Source organism: Mesorhizobium sp. B2-7-1, from assembly GCF_006440735.1.
In the GTDB taxonomy this organism is placed as follows: Bacteria; Pseudomonadota; Alphaproteobacteria; order Rhizobiales; family Rhizobiaceae; genus Mesorhizobium.
Map to the genome: position 1 here is coordinate 1 of NZ_VFUA01000145.1, position 14,303 is coordinate 14,303.

Below are 14,303 nucleotides of genomic sequence, written 5' to 3' on the forward strand. Positions count from 1 at the left end.
TGCGCAGCCGGCCGATGCTGCTGCTCGGCTCGCTCTCTTATTCGATCTACATGGTCCACATCTTCGTCCAGGCCCGCATGATCAATGTCGGCGGCCTGATCGAACGCAAGCTCGGGCTCGGCATCGTCGGCGACCTGATGCTGCGCGGCGACCACGCGACCGGCTTCGGCGCCGGCTCTCCCTGGATCGGTTTTGCGGCTCTGATCGCCATGCTGATCGCGGTCGTCGTCGCGTCCTGGTTCACCTGGCGCTTCGTCGAAATGCCGGCGCTGGCCTGGTTCCGGCGCCTTTCCAAGCGGATTTGACGGGCTTTGATGCGAAACAGCTAGCCGGCTTCGTTCACCTGCCTGTCATGGGCATCGCCTAACCGGGTTCCGACCCGGAACGGAGCGATTCCCCGATGCGAACACTCTGGCTGAGCCTTCTCCTGTCCGCCGTTTTTGGCACTGTCTCCGGCCACAGTTTAGCCGGCGAGACACGAGCGAGCCAAATCCTCGACCGTTTCGAACATGCCAACCAGTGGCGCGACCACGTGATGATCGCCGCGCACCGCGCCGGCAGCATGCAGGCCGGCAAGACGCTCTATGCCGAGAATTCGCTGGCCGCGGTCGAGGGCTCGATCGCGATCGGCGCCGAGATCGTCGAAGTCGACGTCCGGCGCGCGAAAGACGGGGCGCTCGTCATCATGCATGACAGCTGGCTCGACCGCACGACCACCTGCAAGGGCGAGGTTGTCAAATACACGCTTGCCGAGCTGAAGAAATGCCGGCTGGTCATCGAGGGCACCGGCGCCGTCACCAGCGAGACGGTGTCGACGCTGCGCGAGATGCTGCTTACGACCAGGGACAGGATCCTGATCAACCTCGACAATAAGCTGGAAGTGACCGACCTGCCGGGCATGATCGCGGAGGCGCGCGATCTCGGCATGGCCGATCAGGTGATCGTCAAGGAGAACCTGTGGAACCGGCAGCGCATCGATGCCGCGAGCGCCGCGCTTGCCAAGGCCGGCGGCGGCTTCCAGTTCATGCCGATCCTCGCCGACGACGCCGTGCATGACGCCCTTTTCGCTGGCGAGGTCGACAAGGCATTTGCGCCGCGCGCCATCGAATTGATCAACTGGCGCAACGGCGCCGAGATGCTGACCTCGACCGGCGGTCCGCTGTTCAGCAACCACATGCGGGCGGAAGCGGCGCGGGGCGACTGGCATCTCTGGGCCGACACCTATGCCATCGTCAACAAGCCGGGCGGCTTCCTCGCCGGCGGGCGCGGCGACGAATTAGCCGTTGCCGCCAGCCTGCCGCGCGAAGCCTGGGGTTTTTGGATCGACCGCGGTGCCACCATCATCCAGACCGACGAGCCGAAAGCCGCGATCGAGTGGCTGACGGCCAATGGCTATCGCGTGCCTTATACGAGCGACGGCAAAGCTGCTGAGCCGGCGCATACAGCGAGTATAAACTAGCAGGCGTCAGCGCTGGAACTGCCAATCGCGCCTCACGCCGCTTTCGCCACGCCATCCAGCTCCCGCAGCACATCCGACGACAGCTTCAGCTCGGCGGCCGCAAGGTTCTCCCGCAGATGCCCGACCGATGACGTGCCCGGGATCAAGAGGATATTGGGCGAGCGCTGCAGCAGCCAAGCCAGCGCCACCTGCATCGGCGTTGCGCCGAGCCGTTCCGCGACCCCTGAGAGCGTCGAGGACTGCAACGGGTTGAAGCCGCCCAGCGGGAAGAACGGCACGTAGGCGATGCCGTCTCGCGCCAGCTCATCGATCAGCGCGTCATCGCCCCGGTGCGCCAGATTGTACTGGTTCTGCACGCAGACGATCTTGCAGATCTTGCGGCCTTCCGCGATCTGCGCGCGGGTGACGTTGCTCAAGCCGACATGGCGCACCAGGCCTCTGCGCTGAAGCTCGGCAAGCTTGGTGACTTGCGGCTCGATGGAGCCCTCCGCTGGACCATGCACCCCGAACATGATGCGCAGATTGACGACGTCTATCACCTCGAGGCCAAGGTTACGAAGATTATCGTGCACGGCCTGTTCGAGCTCATCGGCTGTGAAAGCCGGCAACCAGGAGGCGTCTTCGCCACGACGGGCGCCGATCTTGGTGACGATGGTGAGGTCGTCGGGGTAGGGCGCCAGTGCCTCGCGGATCAGCTTGTTGGTTACGTACGGACCGTAATAGTCGCTGGTATCGATGTGGTTGACCCCGTTCGCCACCGCTTCGCGCAGCACGGCGGCCGCCGCGTCATGGTCTTTCGGCGGGCCGAACACGCCTTTGCCCGCAAGCTGCATGGCGCCATAGCCGAGGCGGTTGACCGAGCGGTCGCCGAGTTTGTAGGTGCCGGATTTGTCTACGCTGGACATCGTGGTTCTCCTTCGCTGTCGGCGACGGAGATAGGGCATGGCCGCTGTGCCGATAATCGGCTATATTCGGCACAGCTTGTACGAGATTTAGGACAATGGCGACTGATCTCAACGATCTCCAGGCGTTCATGGCCGTGGCGCGGGCCGGCGGGTTTCGCGAAGGAGCCCGCGCGACGGCGGGCAGCGCGTCCGCACTCAGCGAAGCCATCCGCCGTCTGGAAACCCAGCTCGGTGTGCGGCTGTTCAACCGCACCACGCGTAGCGTCGCCTTGACCGAGGCTGGCGCCGGCCTGCTGGCGCGGCTCGGTCCCGCATTGGGCGAGGTCGAAGCCGCGCTCGATGTGGTGAACGGCTTTCGCGACCGGCCTGCCGGAACGTTGCGGCTCAACGTGCCGATAAGCGCCTCCCGGCTGGTGCTGCCAAGAATCGTTCCGGGATTTCTGGCGGCCTATCCTGCCATTCGCCTGGAGGTGATTGCCGAGGAGAACTTTATCGATCTGCTGGTGGCTGGCTGCGATGCCGGCATCCGCTATGACGAGCGGCTGGAGCAGGACATGATCGCCGTGCCGATCGGGCCGCGCACGCAGCGCTTCACCACCTCCGCCGCGCCGGCCTATCTTGACCGGCACGGTCGGCCGCAGCATCCCCGCGACCTGCTTGGCCATGCCTGCGTGCGCGGCCGCTTCCCGAGCGGGGTCATGACACCCTGGGAGTTCGAGCGGGATGGTGAGGTGGTGCGGGTCGATACCACGGGACCATTGCTCGTCAGCATTGGTGGAGGCGTCGATCTCGCCATCGATGCGGCGATCGCCGGCGTCGGCATTCTGTGGCTCTTCGAGGACTGGGTGCGTCCGCATTTCGAGAGCGGCGTGCTGGAACCTGTGCTGGAGCCGTGGTGGCAGCAATTTTCCGGGCCGTTTCTCTACTATCCCGGGCGCCGCCTAGTGCCGGCGCCACTGCGCGCCTTCATCGACTACATCAAAACGCCGGCCGGGCACTGGTAATGAAAACAAAAAAGGCCGCCCGAAGGCGGCCTTTCGAAATGCTTGGACTTCGTAACGCTTAGCGCTTCGAGAACTGGAAGCTGCGGCGGGCCTTCGCCTTGCCGTACTTCTTGCGCTCGACCACGCGGCTGTCGCGGGTGAGGAAGCCGCCCTTCTTGAGCACCGAGCGCAGGCCCGGCTCATAGTAGGTCAGCGCCTTGGAGATGCCGTGACGCACAGCACCCGCCTGGCCGGAGAGGCCGCCGCCGATGACGGTGGCGACGATGTCGTACTGGCCGGCGCGGTTGGCCGCGACGATCGGCTGGTTGAGGATCATCTGCAGCACCGGACGCGCGAAATAGGTCGCGAATTCCTTGTCGTTGACGGTGATCTTGCCGGAGCCCGGCTTCACCCAGACGCGCGCGATGGCGTTCTTGCGCTTGCCGGTGGCGTAGGCGCGGCCCGACTTGTCGAGCTTCTGGATATGCACGGGCGCGGCCGGCTGCGCGGCGACGGTGCCGAGTTCTGCGAGCGAGGAAAGCTCAGCCATTATGAAGCCCTCTTGTTCTTGGAGTTCAGCTTGGCCACGTCGAGCGTGACGGGCTGCTGGGCGGTGTGCGGATGCTCGGCGCCTGCATAGACGCGGAGATTCTTCATCTGGCGGCGGCCAAGCGGGCCGCGCGGGATCATGCGCTCGACGGCCTTCTCGACGACACGCTCGGGGAAACGGCCCTCGAGCAGCTGGCGCGCGGTGCGCTCCTTGATGCCGCCGGGGTGGCCGGTGTGCCAGTAATAGACCTTGTCGGTGTACTTCTTGCCGGTGAACACCACCTTGTCGGCATTGATGACGATGACATTGTCGCCATCATCGACATGCGGGGTGAAGGTGGGCTTGTGCTTGCCGCGCAGATGGTTGGCGATGACAGTGGCCAGACGACCGACGACGAGACCTTCGGCGTCGATCAGCACCCACTTCTTCACCACATCCGCAGGCTTCTGCGAAAAGGTAGCCATGGTTTTGCTCTCACGTTGACCTTTTCTGACAGTGCCAGAAAAAGGCGTTTCTTGTTGCTTGGATTGACGGAAGGCCGGAGCCGACCCGCCAATAACAAAAACGGCGGCCTTTGCGGGCCGCTGCTTCGGGAGGGCTTATAGGCGAGGGCGCTTAGCGCGTCAAGGCAGCGGAAAATGCGTATAGCGAACAAAATGTAGAAAAAACAATAGGTTGGTTGAATGGTATTATTTTACCACAAGGTCGCCTCACGTAAGCCGCCGGACTAGGGGCACCGAAACCAGATAGGCCCCACGGGACAGCACGGCACGGATTTCGGGAATAGAGATCATTGCCTCATGGCTGGACGGCTCGGCAACTGGCATATCCTCGGCCCAGATCTGCAGAGCCTCGACTGCGTTTGGAACGATATCCTTTTCCTCGTCCGCAGCCGAAAAGCAGCCGGGAATGTCCGGGAATTGAACACCGAACGCGCTATCTCCGGTCTTTTCAACAAGCGCGAAGTAGCTCTTCATTTCAACCTCTTGAGTCCCGCTTCCTTGGGATCGAATAAGTGCCCGTGGCGTGCGCTACCGTGTGGCGGTCCGGGCCTGCGACGATGTCGATGTCGAACACCATCAGGCTCTTGCCGAGCTTTAGGATGCGGCAATGGCCGTCGATCGGACCGGCTTCGGCCTTGCGCATGAAGTTGATGTCGAGGTTGACCGTCACCGATAGCGCGTCCGGGCCGGCGTGGCTGAGCACGCAGACATAGCCACCGATGTCGGCCAGCGTGAACAGCGACGGACCCGAGACCGTGCCGCCCGGGCGCAGATGCCGCTCGTCGGCGTTGAGCCGCACCGTGCAGCCGCCGGGAAACACGTCGATCGCCTCATAGGAGGTGAAATTGTCGTTGAGCTGCGGATAGACGCTCGCCATCAGCGCATTGACTTCCGCCGCATTGAGCATCGGCTTCAGATCGCTTTGGGCAGGCATGGGCGGCGTCCTATATGAGATGGCAAGCTCCGGGCGATTGTGCCTGGACCAAACGGTGCGACGGAGAAAACACGCCTCGCGGCTGTTCTTCAACCGGCAGCGTGGTAGTTCTATTGCTCCATGCACCTGCGAGCGCTGACCCGAAAGGTTGGAAATGGCCGAAGTCGTCGCCATCAAGCCCGCCGTCGCCGACGGCCCCGTTCTTGTAAGTCAGGACAAGGGCGTCTTGCGCCTCACGCTCGCCAGCCCGCCGGCCAATGCGCTGTCGCTGGCGACGATGGCGGCGCTGCAAGCCGAGTTCGATCGCGTCAAGGCCGACAAATCCGTGCGCGTCATTATCCTGGCGGCATCGGGAAAAGTGTTCTGTGCCGGCCACGACCTCAAGGAAATGACGGCGCATCGCGCCGAGCCGGATCGCGGCAAGGCCTTCTTCCAACAGACCTTCGCGGCCTGCGCAAGCCTGATGCAGACCATCGTGCGCCATCCCAAGCCGGTGATCGCCGAGGTCGACGGCCTGGCGACTGCGGCCGGCCTGCAACTGGTCGCCAGTTGCGACCTCGCCATCGCTTCGCACGAGGCGAGCTTCTGCACGCCCGGCGTCAATATCGGCCTGTTCTGCTCGACGCCGATGGTGGCGCTGTCGCGCAACGTCTCGCGCAAGCAGGCGATGGAAATGCTGCTCACCGGCGAGACGATCGACGCCGCGACCGCAAAGGAATTCGGCCTGATCAATCGTATCGTGCCGCGCGAATATCTGAATCAGGTTGTCAACAAATACGCGCAAACCATTGCTTCAAAATCCTCTTTGGTCGTCAAGACCGGCAAGGAAGCGTTCTATGCCCAGGCCGAAATGGGGCTCGCGGACGCCTATGCTTATACCGGCCGGGTGATGGTGGAGAACATGCTGGCGCGCGACGCCGAAGAAGGGATCGGCGCCTTCATCGGCAAGCGCAAGCCCGAATGGACCGACGAGTAACCGGTTTGAATGAAGACGCGCCATCCCATCCTTGAAGGTTCGACGTGGCCGCCCGCAGGCAACTGACGCGGCTGAAAGCGCCTTATCTCAAGCGCATCCTGCTTGAGCCGTCGCGCGTGTCCGACTGGGAAAAATATCCCTGGAACCTGCCGCTCTTCGGTGAGCGCGCATTCGAGTTCGAATTCGCTTCGGCCATCACCATCATCGTCGGCGAAAACGGCACCGGTAAATCGACCCTGCTCGAAGCCATCGGCGCGCTGGCCGGCTATGACGAGGCGGGCGGCGGCAAGGGTTATCGTCCGGTAGATCATTCCATCGCCATCGACAAAAGCGGTGCGTCACTCGCCGGGACATTTCGCGCGCATTGGCTGCCAAAGGTCACCGCCGGCTGGTTCTTCCGCGCCGAGTCCTTTTACTCGGTCGCCCGCTATCTGGATAAGGCGGCGGTTGAAGATCCGTTCGGGCCGCCGCCCCCCGATTTCCTGTCCTGGTCGCATGGCGAGGGCTTCATCCGCTTCTTCGAGGAGCGTTGCCGCAGGCAGGGCATCTATATTCTCGACGAGCCCGAAAGCGCGCTGTCGCCGACGCGCCAGATCGAACTGCTCAAGCTGCTCCGGCGCATGGAGCAGTCGGGCACCGCGCAGGTCATCATGGCGACGCACTCGCCACTGCTGATGGCCTGCCCGAATGCGCGGCTCTTCCGCATCAGCCGCTTCGGCCTCGACCTGATCGATTTTCAGGACACCGATCATTTTCGCATGATGCGCGACTTCTGCAGCGATCCGGCTGCCTTTCTCGCCGAAGCGCTGTATGAGGACGAGCCATGAATCACGATACCTATGACAACGCCTATATCGCCGGCATCCTCAATTCGGTGAAGACGATCGCTATGGTCGGTGCATCGCCCAACGATGTGCGGCCGAGCTATTTCGTGCTGAAATATCTTTTGGCTAAGGGCTTTTCGGTGCTGCCGATCAATCCCGGCCATGCCGGCAAACAGATCCTAGGGCAGACGGTCTATGCCAGCCTGGCCGATCTGCCGCAGCCGGTCGACATGGTCGACATTTTTCGTGCCTCCTCGGCAGTGCCGGGCATCGTCGACCAGGTGCTCAAGCTCGATCCGTTGCCCAAGGTCGTCTGGATGCAGCTCAGCGTGCGCCATGACGAGGCTGCTGCGCGGGCCGAGGCCGCCGGCATCAAGGTGGTGATGAACCGCTGCCCGAAGATCGAATATGGCAAGCTGTCCGGCGAGATCGGCTGGACCGGCGTCAACTCCGGCGTTCTGTCGTCGAAAAAACCCTTGATGCGCCAGGGGTTTCAGAGCTTCGGCGTGCGGCAGAAATAAGCGGATCGCGGCTCGCGCAAAATTATTCCGGGAAGAAATGCATTTTCCCGGGCGTTCGTCGCAGATCGCGCCCCGAAAGGTATTTTCTTCTTTGCATTCCCACTCGGGCTTCGCCAAGAATGCCCGGCGATTTTCGAAAGATTTGAGAGGGAGGTTTCGATGACCCGTACGCCCGGTTTCAACACTCTAGCGGTCCATGCCGGCGCCAAGCCAGATCCGGCAACCGGCGCCCGCGCCACGCCGATCTACCAGACCACCTCCTTCGTCTTCGACGATGCCGACCATGCCGCCTCGCTGTTCGGGCTGAAGGCCTTCGGCAACATCTACACCCGCATCATGAATCCGACGCAGGCGGTGCTGGAGGAGCGCCTTGCCGCGCTGGAAGGAGGCACCGCGGCACTCGCCGTCGCCTCCGGCCATGCCGCTCAGGTGCTGGTCTTTCACAATCTGATGCAGCCTGGCGACAACTTCATCGCCGCCAACAAGCTCTATGGCGGCTCGATCAACCAGTTCGGCCATGCCTTCAAGAACTTCGGCTGGGAAGTTCGCTGGGCCGAAGCGAATGATCCGGCGACCTTCGAAAGCCAGATCGACGACAAGACCAAGGCGATCTTCATCGAAAGTCTTGCCAACCCCGGCGGTATCTTCGTCGATATCGAGAAGATCGGCGACATCGCTCGCAGGCACGGCCTGCCGCTAATCGTCGACAACACGCTGGCCTCGCCCTACCTAGTGCGGCCGATCGAGCACGGCGCCGATATCGTCGTGCATTCGCTGACCAAGTTCATCGGCGGCCACGGCAATTCGATCGGCGGCGGCATCATCGACGGCGGCACCTTCGACTGGTCGAAATCCGGCAAGTATCCGATGCTGTCGGAGCCGCGTCCTGAATATGGCGGTCTCGTCCTGCATGAGACCTTCGGCAATTTCGCCTTCGCGATTGCCGCGCGCGTGCTTGGCCTGCGCGACATCGGCGCCGCGATCTCGCCCTTCAACGCCTTCCTGCTTTTGACCGGCCTGGAAACGCTGCCCCTGCGCATGCAGCGCCACTGCGACAATGCGGCGAGCGTTGCCGGCTGGCTCTCAAACCATCCCAAGGTTGCCTGGGTGAACTATCCCGGACTGCCGAGCGACAAGAACAATGCGCTGCAGAAGAAATACTCGCCGCAGGGCGCCGGCGCCGTCTTCACCTTCGGCCTCAAGGGCGGCTATGCGGCCGGCGTCAAGTTCGTCGAGGGGCTGGAACTGTTCTCGCACCTGGCCAATGTCGGCGACACCAAGTCGCTGGTCATCCATCCGGCCTCGACCACGCACCGCCAGCTTTCCGACGAACAGAAGGTCAAGGCCGGCGCAGGGCCCGACACCGTGCGCCTTTCGGTCGGCATCGAGGATGTCAACGACATCGTCGCCGATCTCGAACAGGCGCTCGGCAAGGTCTGATATGTCGGCCTTTCTAGCGGTCAATGTCGACGCCGTCGAACCGGAGGCCGGCGCGCCGGCCCCGGATCGGGTGGTTTCGGGCGATCCGAAATTCCGTACCTGGAATGTCGAGGAGCGCGACGGCAGCCTCTACGCCGGTATCTGGGAAGCGACGCCGGGCAAATGGCGCATCGTCTATGACGAATGGGAGTTCTGCCACATCCTGTCCGGCGTCTCGGTCATTGCCGAGGATGGCGGCGAGGCGCGCACGTTGCGGGCAGGCGACAGTTTCGCGCTGAGGCCGGGGTTCCAGGGCACATGGGAAGTGCTCGAGACGACGCGCAAGGAATATGTGATCAAGCTTTGAATGCGCTCCTATTGGCGGAGGCTACGCTGGAGGCTGGCCGGAACGCCCGTCGCTTCGTCATTCCATGGCGGAGCAAGGAGCGAAGCGACGCGCGCAGACGATAGAAATCCATGCCGCAACGTTAAGGCTGCTACCACGGCGAAGAATTCTGCTCCGCTGCATCCCTCGGCCAAAGTCACGGAATGGATCCCTGTGTCTGCGCTCCGCTTCGCGTCGCTACGCCCATGGATGACGGCGTTCGGAAGGCCTCAGCTCAAAAGGCCACAGCCACCTTCTCCAGCCCATGGAAATGGTAAGTGTCGCGGAAGCGCGGCTTCTCGGCTACCCTCAATTTCGGCAGCCGGTCGAACAGCGTCTTCAGTGACACCTGGAGCTCCAGTCTGGCCAGCGGCGCGCCGATGCAGAAATGGATGCCGGCGCCGAAGGAGACGTTCTTCTGGTCGGTGCGGGCAGGATTGAAGGTATCGGGTTCGGCAAAAGCCAGAGGATCGTGATTGGCCATGCCGAGCAGCAGCGCTACCATCTCGCCGGGCTTGACCAGGATGCCCGGCGAAACCTCGATTTCCTCATAGGCATAGCGCAGGAACATATGCAGCGGCGCATCGAAGCGCAGGCATTCCTCGACCGCCGCGGCATTCGTCTCGGGTGTGGCAAAGAAGCGGCGGGGATCGCCGCCTTGCGCGAGGATCGCGCGCACCGCATTGCCGGTTTGGTGAACGGTCGCCTCGTGACCGGCATTGAGAAGCAGGATGGCCGAGGACACCAGCTCGTCCTCGGAAAGCTTCTGGCCGTTGTCCTGGGCCTCGATCAGCAGCGACAGCAGGTCGTCGCCCGGCTTCTTACGCCGTTCGGCGACGTAGCCGCGCAGGAACGAGGAAAAGTCGCGCGCGGCACGGTTGGCCGTGTCCTCGATTTCGCGCGTGCGGCCATGCATGTACATGGCGACCATCCGATGCGACCAGTCGAGCAGTTGCGGCCCCATCGCGACCGGAACGCCGAGCATTTCGGCGATGATGGTGATCGGCAAGGGCGAGGCGTAGGCGGACAGAAGGTCGGCGCCGTTTGGCTCGAAGCGGTTGATCAACTCATTGGCCAAGGCCTCGACGCGTGGCCTGAGCCGCTCGACCTGGCGTGAGACGAAGGCGCGGTTGACCAGCGTTCTGAGCCGCGTATGCACCGGCGGCTCGAGCTCCAGCATGGAATTGGCCTCGATCGCGTCGAAGGCCATGAGATGCGAGCGGTCGTCGCCTACGCCGCGACTGTCAGGAATCCCGGCCGGGTTCTGCCGGCCGAAACGGCGGTCGCGCAGCAGCCGGTTGACGTCGTCGAAGCCGCCAAAGCACCAGAAGCCATAGTCTTCCCAGAAGAAGGCGCTCGAAGCACCATGCATGAAGGCATACGCCTCATAAGGGTTTTGCACGAAGGCCGGCTCGTGCGGGTCGAGACGCAGGCGACGGCTGGCGGGGTCGAAGGCGAGATAGGCTGGCTTCATGGGTTGACCATTAGCGCGCCTTGTCAGTCCGATGCCAGTTGGTATTTCTGGCTGCCAACTCGAAGCCGATAGCGCAGCAAGCAGAAATCGTAACCGTCAGTGGCCTGTCTTCAGGATGCTCGCCACTTTGGCGGCAATAGCCGCGTCCAGCGCCGGCCAGTTCGCCAGCAGTTCGCGGGGAAAACGGTAGGTCAGGCTGAGATCGTCGCCAACCTGGATGTCGCGCTCGCAGGGCGCCAGCGATTCCTCCGCGCTCGGACCGCTCAGGCAGCGGGCGACGAACGGATCCTTGCCGGGACGTTCAGCGACGGCCAGCACCTCGTTCAGATAGCCTGACTTTTCGCTGAAGGCGTAAACCGTCGTGCCGCCCGGGCCGGGCGTGCCCGGCTTTTCGATCAGGGCGCTGTAGATCGGCGCGAAGCGGCCGCTCATGTCGCGCGACATCATCCGCGGTTCGAACGACAGGAAGATGATCTTCCTGGTCGTCGTGTGGTTGAAATCGTCGCGCGCGGCCGTGCTGTAGCCGTCCATCTCGGGATAGCGCAGATAAAGATCGAGCCGCGAGGCGATGCCGTCGCGCCGCGCCTGGTCGAAGCGAATGAAGTTTGCCGGCACGCTGATCAGATTGTTGCCCATGACGATCTGGCGCACCGTCGCATCATCCGTATAGCCGGCCATGGCGATGGACCGTCCAAGCCATTTGCCGCCGACGCTGATCGCCACCGAAAGCAGCGCCAGCGCCGCGAAGATGTAGAAGACCCGCTTCATCAAGGTCGAATCGACGACCTGGAATTCAGCGCTCTCGGCCACGGTTGCCTGTCTCATTCCTCTTCCCCGATCCGCCCATCTGTCCTTCGGCGGCACAGCCTGCGCGGCATGGCTCTTGCAGCGCGTTGGCACGACTGTGCGTATTCATGGTAAACGGTTGGTAAACATGGATCCCGTTGTGCTTGTTCTTTACGCGTTTGCGGTTGGTGTCACGGCCTGCGGACTGGCCGGATCTGCCATGGAACTTTTGTCCGGCCGGCGCCTCGCCTTTGCCGAACCCTATGTTTCGCCCGTCCATATCCTGCGTTCACTGGCGGCGACGGCTTGCGCCGGGCCGTTCATGCTCACCAACGAGGCTTTGGCCGCCCGCCGAGAAGGCCGCATCGGCACGATGGCGCTGTTGTCCTGCGGTTGCACGGCCATCGCCTGGGCCTTGGCCCTCGGCGTCGTGCTCATTGCCATTGCATCCTGGGCAACCGCCAACCTAGGGTCTCTCGAATTCGCTGGTTGAGACGAATCGGAGACGAAAAATGCCGATCTATGCGATCGATGGGAAGGCGCCTGAATTCGAGGACGCCGATACGAACTGGATCGCGCCGGACGCGACGCTGATCGGCAACATCACGATTGGTCGTAATGTCGGCTTCTGGTTCGGCGTCGTCATCCGTGGCGATGGCGAGCTCATTGCGATCGGCGCCGACACCAATGTGCAGGAACATACGATCATGCACACCGATCCGGGCTTTCCGCTGACCATCGGCAAAGGCTGCACGATCGGCCACAGGGCGCTGCTGCATGGCTGCACGATCGGCGACAACAGCCTGATCGGCATGGGCGCCATCGTGCTGAACGGCGCCAGGATCGGCAACAACTCGCTGGTCGGCGCCGGCGCCCTGGTGACGGAAAACAAGGTTTTTCCGGACAATTCGCTGATCGTTGGTTCGCCCGCCAAGGTGATAAGGACGCTCGATGAAGCAGCGATCGAGCGGCTGCGCGTCTCGGCCGCGCATTACGTGGCCAACGCAAAACGCTTCAAGGCCCAGCTGAAAGCAGTGTGACGGCTGCGGGCTGGCAGCTCCGTGCGACTTCATCAGCGGCGATTGTTCATAGCCTCACGCAGCAGGAAAGCGCCGGCTTCGAAACCGGCTTCTTCCGCACCTTCCAAGGCCGTTTCGTAGTCGTCGATGCGGGTCCTCAGCAAGGGGTCCGCGCCTGACAGGAGCAGCAGCTGGATCGCCTCGGCGTCGCGCCGGGACACCGCGTAGTGCAGCGGCGTCCAATCGTTCACACCGCGCATATCCGGGCCGGCGGCATGTTCGAGCAGGATACGCACGACCTCCAGCCGGTCCGGTCGTTCCGTCGACAACGCCGCGATGATCGAGGGAAAACCGGCAGGATCTTCATAATTCGGGTTGGAGCCGGCATCGAGTAAGGCAGTGACGAATGCGGCCGGGCTCCAGTAGATCGCATATTCCAGCGGATGCCCAAGGCCGAGCTCGAACGGCATCCGCTCGTCGAACCAGCGCGCCGAGCCGCCGAGCGCCTTGCCAAGTCCGTCGAAGTCACCCGCCTTGAAGGCCTCGTCTATGGCCTTGAAAAGCCGATGGCGCTCGCAGCGATCGTCAGGGATTTCCAGCATTGCCCGTAACCCAGAAGCTCCATAGTGCATCTGTCAATCGGCCTTGGGAAGATGAACAAAATAGTTTCAGGGCTTATACCGCTTTGCTTACTGAGCCTTTCGAGCGTTTGTGCTTCAGCCGTATTCGCATAGCGCCACTCTTCGATGTCTCGATTTCGAATTCCTCCGTCTTCCTCACGAGATCACTGAGTTTGCCGAAGCCATAGGTGCGAGGGTCAAAATCGGAGAACAAGTTTGACAGCTGCTTGCCGAAGGTCCCGAGGAGAACCCATCCATCCTCGCTCTCCATTTGGCCGATGACTTTCTTGAGCATCGGCGTAGCCGCGTTTAGCGCATGAAGCGGCCTTGCGGTTACGGCTGTATCTTGAGGGCTAACCGCGCCGGGAAGAAGATTTTCAGTGTAAACGAAGCGGCGGCACGCTTGCCGAAAACTCTCCGGTGTTTTCTGCTCTCCGAAGCCGAAAACATCGACGCCTTGTTCGCGGATTCGTGCTGCAAGCCTCGTAAAATCGCTGTCGGACGAAACCAAGCAGAAGCCGTCAAAGCGGCCGCTGTGCAGTAGGTCCATGGCATCGATCACCAGAGTGATATCGGACGCGTTCTTCCCCGTGGTGTAGGCGAATTGCTGCTGCGGGATGATGGCATACTTCGAAAGAACGTCTGCCCAACCCCTCGATCTCGCGTTTGAGAAGTCGCCGTAAATACGGCGGACGCTGGCTTCGCCCATTTTTGCGATCTCTTCAAACAAGCCGTCGGCGATTTTCGCCGAGGCGTTGTCGGCATCGATAAGGACTGCGAGGCGTGGGGATTTAGGCTCGGTCACCATGCAGTGCTCTCGGTTGCTTCCACCTGCAATTGTTCCTGTTGGGCTGACGCGTTCGCGGCAGCCAGAAGGTAGCAACCAGTGAGCGTGGCGTCGAATCCCATGGCCCCGAAATAGCGGAGCCGGCCCCGGGACAGGGG

Annotated in this window: 18 protein-coding genes and 1 pseudogene; 10 read left to right on the plus strand and 9 right to left on the minus strand. The window is 62.5% G+C overall.

Features of this window, described 5'->3' with window-relative positions; translation table 11 throughout:
* Positions 1-305: pseudogene (locus FJ471_RS31785) on the plus strand (acyltransferase); the annotation flags it as partial.
* Between the two features lie 95 nt (positions 306-400).
* Positions 401-1,459 carry a glycerophosphodiester phosphodiesterase family protein gene (locus FJ471_RS31790; protein WP_140809428.1) on the plus strand — a complete coding sequence of 353 codons (1,059 nt, stop codon included), beginning with the start codon at positions 401-403 and terminating at the stop codon, positions 1,457-1,459.
* Positions 1,460-1,491: 32 nt separating this feature from the next.
* Here the strand turns inward: FJ471_RS31790 and FJ471_RS31795 are convergent, their stop codons facing one another.
* Positions 1,492-2,364 (minus strand): aldo/keto reductase family oxidoreductase, encoded by an 873-nt coding sequence (locus tag FJ471_RS31795; RefSeq protein ID WP_140809430.1) that lies wholly within the window; start codon positions 2,362-2,364, stop codon positions 1,492-1,494.
* A 95-nt stretch (positions 2,365-2,459) separates the two neighbouring features.
* Between FJ471_RS31795 and FJ471_RS31800 the strand changes: the two genes are divergently transcribed.
* Entirely contained in the window at positions 2,460-3,368 is a 909-nt protein-coding gene (locus FJ471_RS31800; RefSeq protein WP_140809432.1) for a LysR family transcriptional regulator, read from the plus strand.
* A gap of 58 nt (positions 3,369-3,426) precedes the next feature.
* On the opposite strand, the gene rpsI is transcribed toward FJ471_RS31800, so the two are convergent.
* The 4 genes from rpsI to FJ471_RS31820 form a co-directional block, all read right to left on the minus strand.
* Positions 3,427-3,897: a 30S ribosomal protein S9 gene (gene rpsI / locus FJ471_RS31805; RefSeq protein WP_140809434.1), complete on the minus strand. Its 471-nt coding sequence runs from the start codon at positions 3,895-3,897 to the stop codon at positions 3,427-3,429.
* The gene (gene rplM / locus FJ471_RS31810; RefSeq protein WP_040983169.1) at positions 3,897-4,361 is read right to left on the minus strand and encodes a 50S ribosomal protein L13; all 465 of its coding nucleotides are present in this window, start codon (positions 4,359-4,361) and stop codon (positions 3,897-3,899) included. Before rplM ends, rpsI begins: the two co-directional genes overlap by 1 nt.
* Before the next feature lie 246 nt (positions 4,362-4,607).
* Positions 4,608-4,874 carry a type II toxin-antitoxin system HicB family antitoxin gene (locus FJ471_RS31815; protein WP_140809436.1) on the minus strand — a complete coding sequence of 89 codons (267 nt, stop codon included), beginning with the start codon at positions 4,872-4,874 and terminating at the stop codon, positions 4,608-4,610.
* A 1-nt stretch (position 4,875) separates the two neighbouring features.
* Positions 4,876-5,334 carry a PaaI family thioesterase gene (locus tag FJ471_RS31820; RefSeq protein WP_140809438.1) on the minus strand — a complete coding sequence of 153 codons (459 nt, stop codon included), beginning with the start codon at positions 5,332-5,334 and terminating at the stop codon, positions 4,876-4,878.
* A gap of 154 nt (positions 5,335-5,488) precedes the next feature.
* Between FJ471_RS31820 and FJ471_RS31825 the strand changes: the two genes are divergently transcribed.
* From FJ471_RS31825 to FJ471_RS31845, 5 genes are all read left to right on the plus strand, one after another.
* Positions 5,489-6,310, plus strand: coding sequence for an enoyl-CoA hydratase (locus tag FJ471_RS31825; RefSeq protein WP_140809440.1), 822 nt, complete (start codon positions 5,489-5,491; stop codon positions 6,308-6,310).
* A 44-nt stretch (positions 6,311-6,354) separates the two neighbouring features.
* Positions 6,355-7,137, plus strand: coding sequence for an AAA family ATPase (locus FJ471_RS31830; RefSeq protein ID WP_140809441.1), 783 nt, complete (start codon positions 6,355-6,357; stop codon positions 7,135-7,137).
* The gene (locus FJ471_RS31835; RefSeq protein WP_140809443.1) at positions 7,134-7,655 is read left to right on the plus strand and encodes a CoA-binding protein; all 522 of its coding nucleotides are present in this window, start codon (positions 7,134-7,136) and stop codon (positions 7,653-7,655) included. The genes FJ471_RS31830 and FJ471_RS31835 overlap by 4 nt, the downstream gene beginning before the upstream one ends.
* Positions 7,656-7,814: 159 nt before the next feature.
* Positions 7,815-9,095, plus strand: coding sequence for an O-acetylhomoserine aminocarboxypropyltransferase (locus tag FJ471_RS31840; protein WP_140809445.1), 1,281 nt, complete (start codon positions 7,815-7,817; stop codon positions 9,093-9,095).
* 1 nt (position 9,096) lies between these two features.
* Positions 9,097-9,441: a cupin domain-containing protein gene (locus tag FJ471_RS31845; RefSeq protein WP_140809447.1), complete on the plus strand. Its 345-nt coding sequence runs from the start codon at positions 9,097-9,099 to the stop codon at positions 9,439-9,441.
* Between the two features lie 253 nt (positions 9,442-9,694).
* Here the strand turns inward: FJ471_RS31845 and FJ471_RS31850 are convergent, their stop codons facing one another.
* Together FJ471_RS31850 and FJ471_RS31855 are read right to left on the minus strand one after the other, a co-directional pair.
* A complete protein-coding gene (locus FJ471_RS31850) occupies positions 9,695-10,933 on the minus strand; it encodes a cytochrome P450 (RefSeq protein ID WP_140809449.1) in 1,239 nt (412 codons plus the stop codon).
* Positions 10,934-11,029: 96 nt separating this feature from the next.
* Complete coding sequence (locus FJ471_RS31855; protein ID WP_140809451.1) at positions 11,030-11,758, minus strand: hypothetical protein; 729 nt, start codon at positions 11,756-11,758, stop codon at positions 11,030-11,032.
* A gap of 109 nt (positions 11,759-11,867) precedes the next feature.
* On the opposite strand from FJ471_RS31855, the gene FJ471_RS31860 reads away from it, so the two are divergent.
* Both FJ471_RS31860 and FJ471_RS31865 read left to right on the plus strand, forming a co-directional pair.
* On the plus strand, positions 11,868-12,212 hold the full coding sequence (locus tag FJ471_RS31860; RefSeq protein ID WP_140809460.1) for a hypothetical protein: 345 nt from the start codon (positions 11,868-11,870) through the stop codon (positions 12,210-12,212).
* A gap of 19 nt (positions 12,213-12,231) precedes the next feature.
* Positions 12,232-12,759, plus strand: a complete 528-nt coding sequence (locus FJ471_RS31865; protein ID WP_140809453.1) for a gamma carbonic anhydrase family protein — start codon at positions 12,232-12,234, stop codon at positions 12,757-12,759.
* A gap of 32 nt (positions 12,760-12,791) precedes the next feature.
* On the opposite strand, the gene FJ471_RS31870 is transcribed toward FJ471_RS31865, so the two are convergent.
* Together FJ471_RS31870 and FJ471_RS31875 are read right to left on the minus strand one after the other, a co-directional pair.
* Positions 12,792-13,340, minus strand: coding sequence for an ankyrin repeat domain-containing protein (locus FJ471_RS31870; RefSeq protein WP_140809455.1), 549 nt, complete (start codon positions 13,338-13,340; stop codon positions 12,792-12,794).
* 73 nt (positions 13,341-13,413) lie between these two features.
* A complete protein-coding gene (locus tag FJ471_RS31875; RefSeq protein ID WP_140809458.1) occupies positions 13,414-14,166 on the minus strand; it encodes an NYN domain-containing protein in 753 nt (250 codons plus the stop codon).
* Positions 14,167-14,303: the final 137 nt, after the last annotated feature.